This window comes from Hydrogenophaga sp. (assembly GCF_018780385.1).
Lineage (GTDB): Bacteria > Pseudomonadota > Gammaproteobacteria > Burkholderiales > Burkholderiaceae_C > Hydrogenophaga.
In genome coordinates this window covers 88,087-104,468 of the sequence record NZ_JADMJO010000022.1, presented here as the reverse complement: position 1 = coordinate 104,468, position 16,382 = coordinate 88,087, and the positions used below count along the sequence as shown (strand labels likewise).

The window sequence follows — 16,382 nt, the reverse complement described above, 5'->3', positions numbered from 1 at the left end:
TCATTCAGGCAGGGTTGAAGTACCCTTGTTCTTGAACCTTCGGGGAATCCCATGACGAACCTTGCCCACTCTTCCCGTCAGCGGCTCCGGCACGCGTCCCGCCTGGCCGCCTTGCTTTTTGTTGGCGCCCTGCTCACCGGTTGTTCTGTGGGGGTGGGTGTGGGCATTCCGGTCGGCCCGTTTTCCATCGGCGTGGGCGTGGGCTCCGGAGGCGTGAACGCCGGCGTCAGCACCGGCGTGGGGCCGGTGGGTGTGGGCGTGGGGGTGAACCAGCGCGGTGCGGTGAGCGCCGGTGCCGGCGTGGGCACGAGCAGCCGGATCGGCAACAGCAATGCGCGCGTCGGGGTGGGTGTGGGCACCAGCACCACCATCTACGATCCCGACCTGTATCGCTGACAGGGGGCGACCTCCATCAAAAAAGCCCGTCCGGCGTGAGCCGGACGGGCTTTTTGCTGCGTGATCCGACGCTCAGACCAGCGTGATGGTCACGTTGATGTTGCCGCGGGTGGCATTGGAGTACGGGCACACCTGGTGCGCGGTGTCCACCAGGTCTTGGGCCACGGCGCGGTCCATGCCGGGCAGGCTCACGTTCAGGCGGGCAGCGATGCCGAAACCGGCGGGGATCGGGCCGATGTCGACTTCAGCGTCGATCGACGCGTCGGCCGGCACAACCAGTTTTTTCATGCCCGCCACGTGTTTCATGGCGCCCATGAAACAGGCGGAGTAACCAGCGGCGAACAGCTGCTCGGGGTTGGTGGCTGCGCCCGAGCCGCCCATGGCTTTGGGAGGCGAGAGCTTGACGTCGAGCATGCCGTCGTCGGAGCGTGAGGTGCCTTCGCGGCCGCCGGTGGTGTGGGCGCGGGCGGTGTAGACGACTTTGTCGAGGGAAGTGGGCATGGTGTGGCTCCTGGGGTTGAATCGCTTGCGGGAAGCGGTGGTTGAAACGGGGGAAAGGGAACTGGGGTCAGGCGGAGAGGCGATCGCGCAGGGTCTGCACCTGCCGGGTGAGCGCAAGGACTTCCGCCACATCGCACTGCGTGGCCTGCAGCACGCAGCCGGGAATGCGCGCGGCCCGGGCCTTGAGCTTGCGACCGGCGGCAGTCAGGCGGATCAGCACGCGCCGCTCGTCCTGCACATCGCGCAGGCGGGTCACGAGCTCGGCGGCCTCCAGGCGTTTGAGCAACGGGGTGAGGGTGCCCGAGTCGAGGTGCAGGCGTTCACCAAGTTCGGAGACGGCCACGCCGTCGTGTTCCCACAGCACCAGCATGGCCAGGTACTGCGGGTAGGTCAGGCCGATCTCGTCCAGCAGCGGCTTGTACAGCTTGGTCATGGTCAGCGAGGCCGAATACAGCGCGAAGCAGAGCTGGTGGTCGAGCTGCAGGGCCTGGTCGCTGGAGAGGCGCGTGGTGTTCATGGGGTGTTAATGTAACGAGCAATTAGATTGTGTGCAATGTAATTGTGAGCAACCATGATCGTTGATGGGTCTTTTGGTCGGCTGTGTGCAGGAGGGCGGCTGGAGCGGGTACGCGTTCTCCGGCCCTGCTCGCGGGTGTCTGCCCGGGATCGCCTGCACCGCCACCGTCCTGGCGCGAGGTCTCCGAACGAAGCCCCCAAGAAAACTCAAGCCATCAAAGGCGCACCCTGCATTTCCTCGATCTGCTCCACCAGCATGTCGACCTGGCCCTGCCAGTAGTCGCGGCTGCCGAACCAGGGGAAGTTGATCGGGAAGGCCGGGTCGTCCCAGCGGCGTGCGACCCAGGCGCTGTAGTGGATCAGCCGCAGCGTGCGCAGTGGCTCGATCAAAGCGAGCTCGCGCCGGTCGAAAGGGCGGAACTGTTCGTAGCCGTCGACCAGCGCGCCGAGCTGTTGCGTCTGCTGGCGCCGATCGCCACTGAGCAGCATCCAGAGGTCTTGCACAGCAGGTCCGGTGCGCGCGTCGTCCAGGTCCACGAAATGCGGTCCTGCGCCTGGCTGGCCTTCCGGTGTCCAGAGGATGTTGCCGGGGTGGCAGTCGCCGTGCAGGCGGATGCGGCGGATGCCGTCTTCTGCCAGCGTCGCGCCAGCCTTGAGCACCGGATGGGCTTCAACAAGGGCCAGCGCTTCTTCGAGTGCGGCGGCCCAGGCGGTGCGCACCTCGGGTGCCACGGCGGCGTGTTCCATCAACCAGTCGCGCGGCTCGCGGGCGAAGTTGGTGGCGTCCAGCGCCGGGCGCACCAGGAACGGCTGGGTCGCGCCCACGCTGTGGATGCGCGCCAGAAAGCGCCCGATCCATTCGAGCACGTCGAAGTCGTCGAGCTCGGGCCGCCGACCACCGCGACGCGGGCTCACCGCAAACGCGAAGCCGCCGAAATGGTGCAGGGTGGCGCCGTTCACCACGAGCGGCGGTACCGCGGGAATCTCGGCCTGCACCAGCTCCATGGCAAACGCGTGTTCCTCGGCGATCTGCTCGTCGCTCCAGCGCCCGGGCCGGTAGAACTTGGCCACCACCTGGTCCACGCCGTCCACTGGCGACTCCAGGTGGATCTGGTACACGCGGTTTTCGAAGCTGTTGAGCGCGGCCATGCGCCCGTCGCCCCACAGGCCGATGCTGGCCAGTGCGTCCTGCACCACGTCGGGTGTCAAGGCGCGGTAGGGATGGTCGGTGGGAGCAACGGAGTCGGGCGTCATGGGCAATGTCATGGGTGATTGTCACCGTTGCAGACCGTGGCACCGGGTGCGACCTATCATCGGTCCATGGCCAAAAACACATCTTCACCTCGCCCGGTGCCCACGCTGCAGGAGCAACTGCCCGAGCTGCGCGAAGGCCAGTCGGTGGCCTTGCTGCAGGAGCTGCACATCCTCACCCGCGAGGGCAAGCTCAACCAGGACACGCGGCGCAAGCTCAAGCAGGTCTACCACCTCGTGCAGTTCATCGAGCCGCTGCTGGCCGAGGTGCTGGCCGCGCGCGGCGACGTGACCCTGGCCGACCATGGCGCGGGCAAGTCTTATCTGGGTTTCATCCTGTACGACCTGTTCTTCAAAGCCAGGCCGGTGGGCCGTGTGACCGGCGTGGAGACGCGCGCCGAGCTGGTGGACAAGTCGCAAGCCCTGGCCAGCAAGCTGGGCTTCGAGCGCATGGACTTTCTGGCCACCACGGTGCAGGAGGCGCTCACGCACCCGGGCTTGCCACCGCGCATCGACGTGGTGACCGCGCTGCACGCGTGCGACACCGCCACCGACGATGCGATTGCCTTCGGCCTGGCCAAGCAGGCGAGTCACATGGTGCTGGTGCCTTGCTGCCAGGCCGAGGTGGCCGGCGTGCTGCGCCAGCACAAGGCGCTGAGCCTGGCACGCTCGCCGCTGGCCGAGCTCTGGCGCCACCCACTGCACACGCGCGAGTTCGGCAGCCAGATCACCAATGTGCTGCGCTGTTTGCAACTGGAAGCAAACGGTTACAGCGTGACGGTGACCGAGCTCGTGGGATGGGAGCATTCCATGAAGAACGAACTGATTCTGGCCCGTAGAATGGCCGACGACCGACACGGAGCCCGCGCGCGGGCCCGGCAGCGATTGACGCAGGTGCTCAATGAGTTGGGCCTGCCTGAACTCAAGACGCGGTTCGCGGTCGAGTCCTCCGGATCTGAGCCGCCCGCTGTGGTGGTCTGATCCTCCGCCGCGGCCCTTCGGCCCCCTCGTTTGCCCTGTTCCCCGGTGTACAAGTCAGCCCCACGCTGATGCCGGTTTGCCGGGTGGCACTCAGGGTATTTTTTCACCTTGAATGTCACCCTCTCACAGACCCCCATCCCTGGAGAAGCCTGCCCATGGTCACCGATTTTGCTTTTCTCTTGCAGTCCGTTGCCTGGCCTCTGGTGCTGCTGCTGGCCTGGTTCCTGGCCGAGCTGCTGTTCGAACGCTGGAACATTCCGCGCGTCACCAGCTACGTGGCGGTGGGCCTGTTCGGCGGCTTGATCAACCTGCCCGGCCTCACCACCGATGTACCCGGCCTGCCGTTCCTGGCCAACGTGGCGCTGTCGCTGGTGCTGTTCGAACTCGGCTATCGCATCAACCTGCGCTGGTTCCGCCACAACCCCTGGATGCTGGCGCTCGGCGTGGTCGAATCCTTCGTCACCTTTGGCGTCATCTATTGGGTGAGTGGCTGGTTCGACCTGCCGGTGGACCACCGCCTCATCATTGCCGCTCTGTCCATCTCGGCCTCACCCGCGGGCGTGGTGCGCGTGGCCAACGAGCTGCGCAGCGCAGGACAGGTGACCGAACGCGTGCTGCACCTGTGCGCCATCAACTGCATCTTGTCGGTGGTGGCGCTCAAGCTGGTGGTGGGTTACTGGTACCTGAACACCTCGGGTGATCTGGTGCTGGCCGCCTTCGGCAGCATGTATGTGGTGGCCACCTCGGTGGCGGTGGGTGCGCTGCTGGGTGTGGCGGTGCCCTGGCTGTTGCGCCAGCGCAGCACGCACGAGCGCGGCGTCACGGTGGTGTTCGCGCTGTCGGTGTTGCTGCTCACCACCGCCGCTTACGGCCTCAAGCTCTCGCCGCTGCTGGCGGCACTCTCCTTCGGCATCGTGGCGCGCGAGCGGCGGGTGCACCTCACCAACGCCCAGCGCGACTTCGGTACTGCGGGCGATATGGCCTCGGTGTTCCTGTTCGTCTACATCGCGTCGTTGTTGAACTGGGCCGACGTGGGCGCCGGCATGCTCATGGGCTTGTTGCTGATCGCCGTGCGCACAGCCTCCAAGGTGGGCTGCAACCTGGTGGCCGCGCGCCTCTCGGGCATCACCGAGCGCAAGGGTCTGCTCACCGGACTGGCGCTCACACCCATGTCGGCGTTTGCGATCCTGCTGCTCGAGCAGACCCGTCTGTACGGCTTCGCGCCAGCGGTGCAAGTGCTGGCGGCCATGGCCGGGATGATGGTGGTGCAGGAACTGCTGGGGCCGGTGGTCACGCAGCGCGCGCTCATGACCGCGCAAGAAACCCACGTGACCAAGGAATAGGAGCTCCCATGCCGTTGGAAACATTCAAATCGTCCGATTCGCTGACCATGGGCGTGGAGCTGGAACTGCAGCTCGTCAACACCTACGACCTCGATCTCTCCAGCAGCGCCAACGACTTGCTGGAGCTGTTGCGGCGCAAGCCGTTTCCGGGGGTGGTCACGCCCGAGATGACGCAGAGCATGATCGAGATCGCCACCGACATCCAGCGTGAGCACGGCCCGCTGCTGGCCCAGCTGCAGCAGATCCGCGACACGCTGGTGAGCGCGGGCGACCGGCTCAACATCGAGATCGCGGGCGGTGGCACGCACCCGTTTCAGCGCTGGTTCGAGCAGCGCATTTTCTCCAAGCCGCGTTTCCAGGAGCTCTCGGGCCTGTACGGCTACCTCGCCAAGCAGTTCACCGTGTTCGGCCAGCACGTGCACGTGGGCTGCAGCTCGCCCGACGAGGCGCTGTTCCTGCTGCACTCGCTCAACCGCTACGTGCCGCACTTCATCGCGCTCTCGGCTTCGTCGCCGTTTTCGCAAGGCGTGGACACGCTGTTCGACTCGGCGCGCCTGAACTCGGTGTTCGCGTTTCCGCTCAGCGGCCGTGCGCCGTTCACACTGAGCTGGGACGAGTTTGCCAACGTCTACTTCACCAAGATGGAGAGCACCGGCGTGGTCAAGTCCATGAAGGATTTTTACTGGGACATCCGGCCCAAGCCCGAGTACGGCACGATCGAACTGCGTGTGTGCGACACGCCCCTCACGGTGGAGCGCGCGGCCGGCCTGGCGTGCTATTTGCAGGCGCTGTGCCGCCACCTGCTGGTGCGCCGCGAGCTGCCACCCGAAGAAGACGATTACCTCGTCTACACCTACAACCGCTTCCAGGCCTGCCGCTTCGGGTTGGACGGGATGATGGTCAACCCCAAGACGCGCGAGCAGATCAGCATCCGCGAGGACATCCTGACCACGCTGCGCCTTCTGGCACCGCACGGGCTGGCGCTGAATTCACTGGCCGCGCTCGACGAGATCGAGCGCACGGCGGGGCGTGTGGGCAACCACGCCACCTACCTGCGCAACCAGTACAGGGAGAGTGGCAGCGTGCAGTCGGTGGTGCGCGCCAGCGTGGAGGCGCTGCGCACCGGCCCGTGACTTCGCGCACGCCTGGCTTGTAGGTGTTCCGGACGCCGTGTCAGGGAACTTCTTACAGAGGGAATGGGGCTGCGCCGACTTAACGCCCTGAAGGTGGCCAGATACAGTTTGTTTCATCGACAGCCGATTTGAAACAACCACCGCATTCCCCCAGGAGCCCCCCATGTCCATCACGTCCAGCCGCCTCAACCCCTTCGTCCTCATGCTCGATCCGGAAGCCGTGATCCACGCCATGGAGACCAGCGCCAACCTGCGCGGCCTGCGTCAGCGCATCTGCCGCCCGCTGGACAAGCCACTGATTCCCAAGATCTTCGACACCGCTCGAGATTTTGACGCCGTGATCGAAGCCGAAGAGTTCATGGACTCCGGTGCCGAGTTGTATTGCGAAGCCCAACCCGCCCTTCAGATGGTGCATTGAAGCGACGGCCGCAGCGCAGGGCCGCCCCAAGCAAGGCCAGCCCCCTCGGGGGGCAGCGACCCGCGAAGCGGCGGAGCGTGGGGGCTCAAGTTATTTGGCGAACCTTTTGCGCGTGAGCGCGAGGGCCAGCCAGAACGCTGCCACGGTGTAGACCAGCAGCACGCCCGCATGCAGCCAGGCCTGCTGAGGCCACTGATCCATGAAGAGTGGTCGCACCAGTTCCACCGCGTTGGTCAATGGCAGCCAGTCGGAGAGATGGCGCACCACCACCGGCAGTTGTTCCCGCGGAAAGAAGACGCCCGAGAGAAACATCATCGGCGTCAGGAACAGCGTGAAGTAGTAAGTGAAGAAGTCGTAGCCCTGGGCCAGGGCGTTGAACACCAGGGCAATGCACGAGAACGTGATGCCCACCCCCAGCAGCACTGGCCAGGCCAGCAGCAGCTTGGGTGAATGGCTGATGCCCAGCGCGAGCATCACCCCCATGATGGCCGTCACCGAAAACAGGGCCTTGAAGCCCGCCCACAACATTTCAGCCAGCACCACGTCGTCCAGGCTCACCGGCGCGTTCATGATGCCGTCCCAGGTTTTCTGCACGTGCATGCGCGAGAAGGCCGAGTACAAGGCCTCGAAGCTGGCCGCGTTCATGGCGCTCATGCAGATGCTGCCGCTGGCGAGAAACAGGATGTAGGGCACCGCCACGTTGCCATTGGCCGTGTCCACGTTCACCTGCCCGACCAGTGCGCCCATGCCGTAGCCGAAGGCGACCAGCCACATCAGCGGCTCGGCGATGTTGCCCACCAGGCTGGGGATGGCCAGCTTGCGCCAGACCAGCAGGTTGCGCAGAAACACCGGCCACCAGCGCATCGACACCTGCGGAGGTGACCAGTGAGAAAGCTTGCGGGGCAGGGGAGTTGTCGTGTTCATGATGGGTGCGCCAAGGTATCCGTTCGGGCTGAGCTTGTCGAAGCCCTCGCCATCAACCGTCTTCTCGAATCTGTCTCCCGGTCAATTTCAGGAACAGGTCTTCCAGGTTGGCCGGTCGGTGCAGCGTGCGCAACTGGGGATGCGCGCCCAGTGCCGCCAGCAGCGGCATCGCCTGCGCGGTGTAGAAGAACACGGTTTCGCCACTGACTTCCACGCGCGCTGCGAGCTCGCGGATCGCGGCGTGCTCTTCGGCCTGCGCAAGGGCCAATGCCCCCTGGCCGTACACCTCCACCACGTCGGGCTCCAGGTGCTGTGCAATCAGCTCACGCGGGCGGCCTTCGGCGATCTTGCGACCGTGGTCCAACACCAGCAGGCGCGAGCACAGGCGCTCGGCCTCGTCCATGAAGTGGGTGGTCAGCAAAATGCTCTTGCCCTGCTGCAGCAGCATTTGCAGGCGCTCCCACATCAGGTGGCGCGCTTGCGGGTCCAGCCCGGTGGTGGGCTCGTCGAGCATCAGAAGGCGAGGGTCGTTCACCAGCGCACGCGCCAGCGACAGGCGCCGCTTCATGCCGCCAGAGAGTTCGCCCGGCTTGGCCTGCGCCTTGTGCGAGAGCGCGGCGAACTCCAGCAGTTGCGGGATGCGCGCGCGCACCTGGGCCACCGGCAAACCGAAGTAGCGGCCATAGACCAGCAGGTTCTCGGCGCAGTCGAAGTCCGGATCCAGCGTGTCCATCTGACTCACCACACCCAGCTGCGCCTTGATGGCGAGGGCGTCGCGCGGCATCTCCAGGCCAAAGGCGGTGATGCTGCCGGCGTCGGGTGCGGTCAGGCCCAGGCACATGCGGATGGTGGTGGTCTTGCCCGCGCCGTTGGGCCCGATCACACCCAGGCACTCGCCGGGGTGGATGGAAAAACTCAGGTCGTTCACCACGGTGCTCTCGCCGTAGCGTTTGACGAGATGGTGGCATTCAAACAGGGCTTGCGTCATGGTGCGGGATTGTGCCCGCCCGGGCCGCTGCTGTTGGGGTCGACCCCTACAATGCGGGGCCGCCCGCCAGGGTCTTGCTCCTTCTGCTCCACGTTCATGTCCCTCTCCGTTTCCCTGCAATACGTGTTCCCGAAGCGCGCGCTCACCGAGTTCGCCCGCTGGGTGGCCAATGGCCGCTGGGGCGGCGTCACGCAGTGGATCGTTCGCCGCTTCATCCGCAAATACGGCGTCAACATGGCCGAGGCCGCGAACCCGGATCCGACGGTGTACGCCAGCTTCAACGAGTTTTTCACCCGCGCGCTCAAGCCCGGTGCCCGCCCGCTGGCCGACGCGGCTTTCGTCTGCCCGGTCGACGGCGCGATCAGCCAGTTCGGCGCCATCACCCGCGACCAGATTTACCAGGCCAAGGGCCACACCTACAGCACGCGTGCGCTGGTCGGTGGTGATGTCGCGCTGGCCGCGCAGTTCGACGACGGCGCCTTCGCCACCATCTACCTGAGCCCCAAGGATTACCACCGCATCCACATGCCGGCAGCGGCCACGCTGCGCCGCATGGTCCATGTACCCGGCGATCTGTTCTCGGTCAACCCGGCCACGGCGCAGGGCGTGCCCGGCCTGTTTGCGCGCAACGAGCGTGTGGTCTGCGTGTTTGACCTGCAGCTGGGCCAGACCACTGTGCCCTTCGTGCAGGTGCTGGTGGGCGCGACCATCGTGGGCAGCATGGCCACCACCTGGCACGGCGTGGTGAACCCGCCGCGCCCGGGCACGGTGCGCGAATGGTCTTACGACGACAGCCCGGTGCGCCTGCAGCGCGGCGAAGAAATGGGCCGCTTCCTGCTCGGCTCCACCGTGGTGCTGCTCTGGCCGCGCGACACCATCGCCTTCAACCCCGACTGGGCGCCCGGCAACAGCGTGCGCCTGGGCGAGGCCATGGGCGACGCCCTCTGAATTCCTTGTTCCCTGGAGCCCTCACATGACCACGCTCGGCACCCCTTTGTCTCCCTCGGCCACCAAGGTCATGCTGCTCGGCTCGGGCGAACTCGGCAAGGAAGTGCTGATCGCGCTGCAGCGCCTGGGCGTGGAGACCATCGCGGTCGACCGCTATGAAAACGCGCCCGGCCAGCAGGTGGCACACCATGCGCGCACCATCACCATGAGCGACCCGGCGCAGCTGAAAGCGCTGATCGAGGCCGAGCGTCCGCACTTGGTGGTGCCCGAGATCGAGGCGATCGCCACGCCCGTTCTGCAGGAGCTGGAAGCCGCCGGTGTGGTGCGCGTGATCCCCACCGCGCGCGCCGCGCGCCTGACCATGGACCGCGAGGGCATCCGCCGCCTCGCCGCCGAGACACTGGGCCTGCCGACCAGCCCGTACCAGTTCTGTGATTCGCTGGAGGAACTGCAGGCCGCCATCGATGCCGGGATTGGTTATCCCTGTATCGTCAAACCCGTGATGAGCAGCAGCGGCAAGGGCCAGAGCAAGATCGACGGCCCGGCCGACGTGAAGAAGGCCTGGGACTACGCCATGTCGGGCGGCCGTGTCGGGCCGGGCCGCATCATCGTCGAAGGCTTCATAGCCTTCGACTACGAGATCACCCAGCTCACCGTGCGCGCCGTGGGCGCCGACGGTGAAATCGAGACCCACTTCTGCGACCCGATCGGCCATGTGCAGGTGAGCGGCGACTACGTGGAAAGCTGGCAGCCGCATCCCATGACGCCGACCGCACAGGCAGAGTCGCGCCGCATCGCCCAGGCCGTCACCGACGACCTCGGCGGCCAGGGGCTCTACGGTGTGGAGCTGTTCGTCAAGGGCGATCAGGTGTGGTTCAGCGAAGTCAGCCCGCGCCCGCACGACACCGGCATGGTGACCATGATCACGCAGTGGCAGAACGAGTTTGAACTGCACGCCCGCGCCATCCTGGGTCTGCCGGTGAGCACGGCGCTCAAGAGCCCGGGGGCGAGTGCCGTCATTTACGGTGGGGTGGACGCCAGCGGCATCGCCTTCGACGGCGTGGACGAAGCGCTGCGCGTGCCGCAGACCGAACTGCGCCTGTTTGGCAAACCCGAGAGTTTCACCAAGCGCCGCATGGGCGTGGCGCTGGCATTCGATGCCGACGTGGAGTTGGCCCGCGCGCGCGCCAAACAGGCCGCCGCGCTGGTGAAGCCGCGCACGGCCTGAGCCGCTCCCACTCAGTGGAGCAGGCCTGAGGTGTCGTGCTCCACCGCGCCGCCATTCACCTGAATGACGCGCCCGGCCCAACGGGCAGCACTGTCTGACTGCGTGACCACCACCACGGTGAGCTCGTGTTCGGTGTTGAGCTTGCGCAGCAAGGTTTCGATCTCGGGGCACAAGGGCTTTTCCGACGCTTGGCGGGCCGCGTCCACCAGCAGCACGCTGGGGTTGCACACCAGGGCACGGGCAATAGCGGCCTTCCCCTGCTGCGTGCTGTCCAATTCGGCGGGCATTCTGTGGCCGCAATCCTCCAGACCCACCACCGACAGCGCACGCATCGCCGCTGTCTGGCAGCATTCAGCTGATAGCCCACGATAGATCAATGGCAGTGCCACGTTGCCTTGCAGCGACGTGGTTTGCAGCATGTTGAACGCCTGTGGCACGAAGCCGAAAAACCGCCTCCGAAACCACAGCCGCTGTTCTTCAGACAACGATTGTTCGGGTACGCCCAGGAAGTGGTATCCGCCGCTGGTGGGAGCCTCCAGCAACCCGAGCATCTTCATGAGCGCGGATTTGCCCGAACCGCGAGGCCCGGCGATGGCGATCAACTCCCCCTTGTGAATTTCCAGGTTAACCGAGCGGAGTGCCTCGCGCGCGCTGCTCCCCTTGTCGTACAGCTTGCTGGCGCCCGTTAAACACATCAATGGCCGGCGCGCGCTGTGCGCGTGGACGGGCGGGCGCTGGCGGGTGGGGCTGTGGTGATCAATGTTCATGCGGTCACAGCTTACGCACCGCTCAGGCCGCGCACCGTTCGCAACCGTACGCATGCAAGGTAAAGAAAGTTTTTTTTGGCGCGGTGCATCCAGATGCGGCCTCCGGGCGTAGTACTTACAGCTGCAACCCGTTTTGCGCTGTTCGAGTTCCCCCAACCTCAATCTGGAGTTACCCATGATGATCAAGTCCACCCTGGCCGCCGCGGCCGCCCTCGTCCTGACCGCCTGCGCCACCGGCCCCGCGCCCATGATGTATTCCCAGGCCATGCTGCCCGCCGCTGTGCAGGTGCCCATGGGCCACAAGGTGGTGATGGAGACCGTCGGCGCTGGTGACATCACCTACGAATGCCGCGCCAAGGCCAACATGGCCGACCAGTTCGAATGGGTGTTCGTCGGTCCCGACGCCAAGCTGATGGACCGCGCCGGCAAACAAGTGGGCACCTACTACGGCCCACCCGCCACCTGGCAGAGCAACGACGGCTCGAAGTTCACCGGAACCCAAGTGGCCGTGGCACCCGCCGCCGCCGGCAGCATCCCGCTGCAACTGGTGAAAGCCAACCCCGCCATGGGCAGCGGCGCCATGACCGGTGTGACCTACGTGCAGCGCGTGGCCACTGTGGGTGGTGTGGCGCCTGCCATGGCCTGCGCTGCCACCAACGTGGGCAGCAAGCAGATCGTGAAGTACCAAGCCGACTACATCTTCTACAAGGCGGTCTGATGGCCGCTGGCTGGCGTCATGCGGCGCCGGCCACGAGTGTGCCTCGGGCCCTCGGGTACGATCGATGGCAACCCCGCCGGGTATCTCTGCAAAGGGGTGCCCGGCGTCCGATCGATCCGCTGGTCCGACCGTCGCCCGTGCTTTCCAACGACCCCACGCCTTTCGACCACAACGCCGCGCTGGCAGCCTGCGCCCGGGGCGATCAGGGTGCTTTGCAGCGCCTCTACGAACGCGAAAACCGTTTCCTCATGGGCGTGGCCCTGCGCATCGTGCGCGATCGCGCCGCCGCCGAAGACGTGTTGCACGACGCCTTCATGGCGATCTGGAACCGCGCCTCCACCTTTGACCCCAACCGCGGTGAAGGCCGAGGCTGGATGTGCAGCATCGTGCGCCACGGCGCACTCAACGCGGTGCGCGCCAGCGCCCGCACCGTGTCGGTGGACGAAGAACGCCTCGACGATCTGCAAGACGCAGAACCGCAGGCCGCACCCGACATGCTCGACGCCTTTTCCCTGCGTTCCACGCTGGGCCAGCTCGACCAATGCCTCGAACGGCTGGACGTGGCCAAGCGCAACTGCGTGCTGCTCGCTTACCTCGACGGCTGCACCCACGCCGAGATCGCCGAACGCCTGAGCGCCCCGCTGGGCTCGGTGAAGGCCTGGATCCGCCGTGGGATGGCCTCGCTCAAGGAGTGTCTGGCATGAGCCTTGATCCCGTGCAACAACTCGCCGCCGACTACGTGCTCGGCACGCTGTCCGCCGGCCAGCGCATCGAGGTGGAAGAGCGCCTGCCCAGAGACGCCATGCTGCGCACGGCCGTGCAGCAGTGGGAAGAAAAACTGCAACCCCTGACCCAACTCGTGGAACCGGTGGAGCCTTCACCCGCGCTGTGGCAGCGCATCGAAAACAGCCTGCCCGCCAAGCCCCGTGCGGCCCCTGCCATGAAGCCGGGCGGTCTGAGCTCATGGTGGAACAGCGTGGTGTTCTGGCGCTTTGCCGCCGCCACCGGCTTTGCCGCCGCCAGCGTGATGGCCATCGCGCCCACCGTGGGCCTGTTCGCGCCCGCGCGACCGCAGTTCATGGTGGTGCTGGTGGCGCCCCAGGGCACGGCGCCCGGCTGGCTGGTGCAGACCAGCAGCCCGCAGCGCCTGAAGCTGATTCCCGTAGCGCCCGAGCCGGTGCCCGCGCAACGATCACTGCAGTTCTGGACCAAGGCCGACAGCTGGAGCGCACCGGTGTCGCTGGGCCTGGTGGAGCCGGGCAAACCGATCGAGATCCCGCTCGACAAGCTGCCCCCGATCGAAGCCAACCAGCTGTTCGAGATCACAGTCGAGCCTTACAACGGCTCGCCCACAGGACGGCCCACCGGGCCGATCCAGTTCATCGGGCGGTCGGTTCAGCTTTGAGCCTGGCCAAGCTGCCACCTTGGCATCACTGAAATGCCACTTCGGCAAAGCTCCGCAGCTTGCGGCTGTGCAACTGGTCCGGCCCGCCTTCGCGCAGGATGTCGATGGCGCGGATGCCGATGCGCAGGTGTTGGTCCACCCGCTCGCGGTAGAAATGGTTGGCCATGCCGGGCAGCTTGATCTCGCCGTGCAGGGGTTTGTCGCTCACGCACAGCAGGGTGCCGTAGGGCACGCGGAAGCGAAAGCCGTTGGCGGCGATGGTGGCGGACTCCATGTCGAGCGCCACGGCGCGCGATTGTGAGAACCGCCGTTGCGGTTTGTTGTCGGGCAGCAGTTCCCAGTTGCGGTTGTCGGTGCTGGCCACGGTACCGGTGCGCATGATGCGTTTGACATCTTCCGGCGCCACACCGGTCACGTCGGCCACGGCCACCTCCAGCGCGAGCTGGATCTCGGCCAGCGCGGGAATCGGCACCCACAGCGGCAGTTCTTCGTCGAGCACGTGGTCTTCGCGCACGTAGGCGTGGGCCAGCACGTAGTCGCCCAGTTGCTGGCTGGTGCGCAGGCCGGCGCAGTGGCCGAGCATGAGCCAGGCGTGCGGGCGCAGCACGGCGATGTGGTCGGTGATGGTCTTGGCGTTGGCCGGGCCGACACCGATGTTGACCATGGTGATGCCACTGCGGTCGGCGCGCATGAGGTGGTAGGCCGGCATCTGCGGCAGGCGCGGCGGTGGGTGACCGAGTTCGTCAATGGCCTCGGCAGCCAGGCCGGTGCGCCGCATCACCACGTTGCCGGGCTCCACGAAGGCGATGTACTCGCTGTCGGGTTTGGCCATCTCGGCGTGGCCGAGTTTGATGAATTCGTCGATGTAGAACTGGTAGTTGGTGAACAGCACGAAGTTCTGGAACCACTCGGGCGCGGTGCCGGTGTAGTGGCGCAGGCGCTGCAGCGAATAGTCGACCCGCGGGGCGGTGAACAGCGAGAGCGGATGCGCTTCGCCGGGTCGGGGCTCGTGCGTGCCGTTGGCGATGCCGTCGTCCATGGCGGTGAGGTCGGGCAGGTCGAACACGTCGCGCATGAAGGCGCGGCGCGCCACGTCCAGGCTGCCTTCCACATGATCGTGTTCGGCGAACGAAAAGTGGATCGGAATGGGCTGCGTGCTGGTGCCCACCTCGAGTTCGCCGCCGTGGTTGGCCAGCAGCAGGCGGAACTGCTCCAGGTAGTAGTCGCCGTAGAGGTCTGGGCGGGTGAGGGTGGTCTCGAAGCGGCCCGGGCCGGCCACGAAGCCGTAGCTCAGTCGGCTGATGGGCAGACTGCTGCTGCCCTGGCGCGAAACGCTGTGCGTGTGCAGCCTCACGTAGGGGTAGCAGGCGCGCACGCGGGCGTGGGTGAAGTCGCCACCACCCACAAAATCGCGCATGGCCTGACGCAGGAATTCGACGTTGTCGTGGTAGATGCGCTGCACCTGGCGCAGGGCGGCGGCCGGGTCGTTCAGAAAGATCGGAGCGGTAAAGTCGGGTGTCTTGTGCATGGGCTTATTGTGGCCTTGCACCGATGACCCCGCATGACACGATGAGCCTTGCCATCCCCGATCTGTCCCAGGCCGCCGCCACGCTGGCCGCGGCGCTGGGCTGCGGCCTGTTGATCGGCATCGAGCGCGAGCGCCGCAAGGGCGAGGGACCGGGCAGGGCGCTCGCGGGTCTGCGCACCTTTGCCCTGACTTGCGTCACCGGCGCAGTTGCGGCGCTCACGCAGGTCACTGGCTTGGTGGTGGCGGGCGCGGTGTTCGTGGCCGCGCTGGGCGTGGTGGCCTACTTTCGCGACCGCTCCGACGATCCGGGCGTGACCACCGAGGTGGCCTTGCTGCTCACCTACCTGATCGGTGTGCTGTGCACCTGGAGCCTGCCACTGGCCGCCGGCACGGCGGTGGGACTCACCGCCCTGCTCGCCGGGCGCGAGCGTCTGCATGAGTTCGTGCGGCATTGGTTGCGGCCCGCCGAGGTGCGCGACGGCATCCTGCTCGCTGCGCTGGTGCTGCTGGCCTTGCCACTGGTGCCTGACAGGCCTTTGTGGGGCAACACGCTCAACCCGCAAGAAATCGTCCAGCTGCTCGCCTTGCTGCTGGGCGTGCAGGCCGCTGCCCACCTGGCGCGCCGGCTGCTGCAGGCCCGACACGCGGTGACGCTCTCGGCCCTGGCCTCGGGTTTTGTGTCGAGCACGGCCACCATCGCCACGCTCGGCCTGGCTGTGCGAGAAGGCCGCAGCGGTGCGCGGCTGATGGCCGGCGGTGCGCTGCTCAGCTGTGTGTCGACCCAGCTGCAGTTGCTGCTGGTGGCCGCTGCCGTGCAACCGGCCTGGCTGGTGCACCTGGTGTGGCCGGCGCTGGGTGGCGCGGTGATGGCGCTGGCCTGCGGGCTGTGGCTGGTGCGCGGCGCGCCGTCAGAAGCGGCACCTGTGGCTGTGGAGCAGGACGAGCGCATGTTCAGCCTGGCGGGTGCCGCTGCGGTGGCGGCGCTGCTCGCGGGCATCCAGGTGCTGGTGCACGCGCTCACGCTGTGGCTGGGCGAGGCCGGCCTGATCGTGGGCAGCCTGCTCGGTGCGCTGGCCGATCTGCATTCGGCACTGGCGGCGGTGTTCAGCTCGGGGCCACCCGCGCCCATCGGTCACCAGGCCGTGGTGGGGGCGCTGGCGGTGCACACCTTGAGCAAGAGCGTGACCGCCGCGCTGGTGGGCGGGCGAATGTATGCGCTGTGGTTTCTGCCTGGTTTGTGGGGGCACACGGCGTTGGTGATGGGGTTGCTGTTCGTGCTGTGAAGCGCTGGGCGGCACCACGAGAGCCCTTCGACAGGCTCAGGGTGAACGGGATCA

At 66.5% G+C, this 16,382-nt stretch carries 17 protein-coding genes and 1 pseudogene; 11 read left to right on the top strand and 7 right to left on the bottom strand.

What is annotated here, in order from left to right:
- Nucleotides 1-51: 51 nt before the first annotated feature.
- A pseudogene (locus IV113_RS10080) lies at nt 52-381 on the top strand (hypothetical protein); the annotation flags it as partial.
- Between the two features lie 87 nt (nt 382-468).
- Here IV113_RS10080 and IV113_RS10075 read toward each other — a convergent pair.
- The 3 genes from IV113_RS10075 to IV113_RS10065 all read right to left on the bottom strand — a co-directional run bounded on the left by IV113_RS10075 (nt 469) and on the right by IV113_RS10065 (nt 2,679).
- Nucleotides 469-897, bottom strand: coding sequence for an organic hydroperoxide resistance protein (locus IV113_RS10075; protein WP_291083924.1), 429 nt, complete (start codon nt 895-897; stop codon nt 469-471).
- A gap of 67 nt (nt 898-964) precedes the next feature.
- The gene (locus IV113_RS10070) at nt 965-1,414 is read right to left on the bottom strand and encodes a MarR family transcriptional regulator (RefSeq protein ID WP_291083921.1); all 450 of its coding nucleotides are present in this window, start codon (nt 1,412-1,414) and stop codon (nt 965-967) included.
- A gap of 206 nt (nt 1,415-1,620) precedes the next feature.
- The gene (locus tag IV113_RS10065; protein WP_291083918.1) at nt 1,621-2,679 is read right to left on the bottom strand and encodes a serine/threonine protein kinase; all 1,059 of its coding nucleotides are present in this window, start codon (nt 2,677-2,679) and stop codon (nt 1,621-1,623) included.
- A gap of 54 nt (nt 2,680-2,733) precedes the next feature.
- Between IV113_RS10065 and IV113_RS10060 the strand changes: the two genes are divergently transcribed.
- The 4 genes from IV113_RS10060 (at nt 2,734) to IV113_RS10045 (ending at nt 6,539) form a co-directional block, all read left to right on the top strand.
- Nucleotides 2,734-3,645 (top strand): SAM-dependent methyltransferase, encoded by a 912-nt coding sequence (locus tag IV113_RS10060; RefSeq protein WP_291083915.1) that lies wholly within the window; start codon nt 2,734-2,736, stop codon nt 3,643-3,645.
- 155 nt (nt 3,646-3,800) lie between these two features.
- Nucleotides 3,801-4,988, top strand: coding sequence for a cation:proton antiporter (locus IV113_RS10055; RefSeq protein ID WP_291083912.1), 1,188 nt, complete (start codon nt 3,801-3,803; stop codon nt 4,986-4,988).
- A gap of 8 nt (nt 4,989-4,996) precedes the next feature.
- Nucleotides 4,997-6,121 carry a YbdK family carboxylate-amine ligase gene (locus IV113_RS10050; protein WP_291083909.1) on the top strand — a complete coding sequence of 375 codons (1,125 nt, stop codon included), beginning with the start codon at nt 4,997-4,999 and terminating at the stop codon, nt 6,119-6,121.
- A 163-nt stretch (nt 6,122-6,284) separates the two neighbouring features.
- Nucleotides 6,285-6,539, top strand: a complete 255-nt coding sequence (locus IV113_RS10045) for a hypothetical protein (RefSeq protein WP_056270503.1) — start codon at nt 6,285-6,287, stop codon at nt 6,537-6,539.
- A gap of 90 nt (nt 6,540-6,629) precedes the next feature.
- Here IV113_RS10045 and IV113_RS10040 read toward each other — a convergent pair whose 3' ends face one another.
- Complete coding sequence (locus IV113_RS10040; protein WP_291083901.1) at nt 6,630-7,463, bottom strand: ABC transporter permease; 834 nt, start codon at nt 7,461-7,463, stop codon at nt 6,630-6,632.
- Between the two features lie 52 nt (nt 7,464-7,515).
- Entirely contained in the window at nt 7,516-8,451 is a 936-nt protein-coding gene (locus tag IV113_RS10035; protein ID WP_291083898.1) for an ATP-binding cassette domain-containing protein, read from the bottom strand.
- Nucleotides 8,452-8,547: 96 nt separating this feature from the next.
- On the opposite strand from IV113_RS10035, the gene asd reads away from it, so the two are divergent.
- Entirely contained in the window at nt 8,548-9,399 is an 852-nt protein-coding gene (gene asd, locus IV113_RS10030) for an archaetidylserine decarboxylase (protein ID WP_291083895.1), read from the top strand.
- A gap of 25 nt (nt 9,400-9,424) precedes the next feature.
- Nucleotides 9,425-10,627 (top strand): formate-dependent phosphoribosylglycinamide formyltransferase, encoded by a 1,203-nt coding sequence (gene purT / locus IV113_RS10025; RefSeq protein ID WP_291083892.1) that lies wholly within the window; start codon nt 9,425-9,427, stop codon nt 10,625-10,627.
- A gap of 11 nt (nt 10,628-10,638) precedes the next feature.
- Here the strand turns inward: purT and IV113_RS10020 are convergent, their stop codons facing one another.
- The gene (locus IV113_RS10020) at nt 10,639-11,394 is read right to left on the bottom strand and encodes an ABC transporter ATP-binding protein (RefSeq protein ID WP_291083889.1); all 756 of its coding nucleotides are present in this window, start codon (nt 11,392-11,394) and stop codon (nt 10,639-10,641) included.
- Between the two features lie 175 nt (nt 11,395-11,569).
- Between IV113_RS10020 and IV113_RS10015 the strand changes: the two genes are divergently transcribed.
- The 3 genes from IV113_RS10015 (at nt 11,570) to IV113_RS10005 (ending at nt 13,517) form a co-directional block, all read left to right on the top strand.
- Nucleotides 11,570-12,112 carry a DUF3455 domain-containing protein gene (locus IV113_RS10015; RefSeq protein WP_291083886.1) on the top strand — a complete coding sequence of 181 codons (543 nt, stop codon included), beginning with the start codon at nt 11,570-11,572 and terminating at the stop codon, nt 12,110-12,112.
- A gap of 137 nt (nt 12,113-12,249) precedes the next feature.
- On the top strand, nt 12,250-12,816 hold the full coding sequence (locus IV113_RS10010) for a sigma-70 family RNA polymerase sigma factor (RefSeq protein WP_291083883.1): 567 nt from the start codon (nt 12,250-12,252) through the stop codon (nt 12,814-12,816).
- A complete protein-coding gene (locus tag IV113_RS10005; protein ID WP_291083880.1) occupies nt 12,813-13,517 on the top strand; it encodes an anti-sigma factor in 705 nt (234 codons plus the stop codon). The genes IV113_RS10010 and IV113_RS10005 overlap by 4 nt, the downstream gene beginning before the upstream one ends.
- A 25-nt stretch (nt 13,518-13,542) precedes the next feature.
- On the opposite strand, the gene IV113_RS10000 is transcribed toward IV113_RS10005, so the two are convergent.
- Complete coding sequence (locus tag IV113_RS10000; RefSeq protein WP_291083877.1) at nt 13,543-15,045, bottom strand: AMP nucleosidase; 1,503 nt, start codon at nt 15,043-15,045, stop codon at nt 13,543-13,545.
- Nucleotides 15,046-15,086: 41 nt separating this feature from the next.
- Here IV113_RS10000 and IV113_RS09995 point away from each other — a divergent pair, with 41 nt between their 5' ends.
- The gene (locus IV113_RS09995; RefSeq protein ID WP_291083874.1) at nt 15,087-16,328 is read left to right on the top strand and encodes an MgtC/SapB family protein; all 1,242 of its coding nucleotides are present in this window, start codon (nt 15,087-15,089) and stop codon (nt 16,326-16,328) included.
- Nucleotides 16,329-16,382: the final 54 nt, after the last annotated feature.

Excerpts from the sequence above, each read along its gene's own strand:
- IV113_RS10075 (WP_291083924.1), bottom strand. The coding sequence starts at position 897 with ATGCCCACTTCCCTCGACAAAGTCGTCTACACCGCCCGCGCCCACACC.
- IV113_RS10070 (WP_291083921.1), bottom strand. The coding sequence starts at position 1,414 with ATGAACACCACGCGCCTCTCCAGCGACCAGGCCCTGCAGCTCGACCAC.
- IV113_RS10065 (WP_291083918.1), bottom strand. The coding sequence starts at position 2,679 with ATGACATTGCCCATGACGCCCGACTCCGTTGCTCCCACCGACCATCCC.
- IV113_RS10060 (WP_291083915.1), top strand. The coding sequence starts at position 2,734 with ATGGCCAAAAACACATCTTCACCTCGCCCGGTGCCCACGCTGCAGGAG.
- IV113_RS10055 (WP_291083912.1), top strand. The coding sequence starts at position 3,801 with ATGGTCACCGATTTTGCTTTTCTCTTGCAGTCCGTTGCCTGGCCTCTG.
- IV113_RS10050 (WP_291083909.1), top strand. The coding sequence starts at position 4,997 with ATGCCGTTGGAAACATTCAAATCGTCCGATTCGCTGACCATGGGCGTG.
- IV113_RS10045 (WP_056270503.1), top strand. The coding sequence starts at position 6,285 with ATGTCCATCACGTCCAGCCGCCTCAACCCCTTCGTCCTCATGCTCGAT.
- IV113_RS10040 (WP_291083901.1), bottom strand. The coding sequence starts at position 7,463 with ATGAACACGACAACTCCCCTGCCCCGCAAGCTTTCTCACTGGTCACCT.
- IV113_RS10035 (WP_291083898.1), bottom strand. The coding sequence starts at position 8,451 with ATGACGCAAGCCCTGTTTGAATGCCACCATCTCGTCAAACGCTACGGC.
- asd (WP_291083895.1), top strand. The coding sequence starts at position 8,548 with ATGTCCCTCTCCGTTTCCCTGCAATACGTGTTCCCGAAGCGCGCGCTC.
- purT (WP_291083892.1), top strand. The coding sequence starts at position 9,425 with ATGACCACGCTCGGCACCCCTTTGTCTCCCTCGGCCACCAAGGTCATG.
- IV113_RS10020 (WP_291083889.1), bottom strand. The coding sequence starts at position 11,394 with ATGAACATTGATCACCACAGCCCCACCCGCCAGCGCCCGCCCGTCCAC.
- IV113_RS10015 (WP_291083886.1), top strand. The coding sequence starts at position 11,570 with ATGATGATCAAGTCCACCCTGGCCGCCGCGGCCGCCCTCGTCCTGACC.
- IV113_RS10005 (WP_291083880.1), top strand. The coding sequence starts at position 12,813 with ATGAGCCTTGATCCCGTGCAACAACTCGCCGCCGACTACGTGCTCGGC.
- IV113_RS10000 (WP_291083877.1), bottom strand. The coding sequence starts at position 15,045 with ATGCACAAGACACCCGACTTTACCGCTCCGATCTTTCTGAACGACCCG.
- IV113_RS09995 (WP_291083874.1), top strand. The coding sequence starts at position 15,087 with ATGAGCCTTGCCATCCCCGATCTGTCCCAGGCCGCCGCCACGCTGGCC.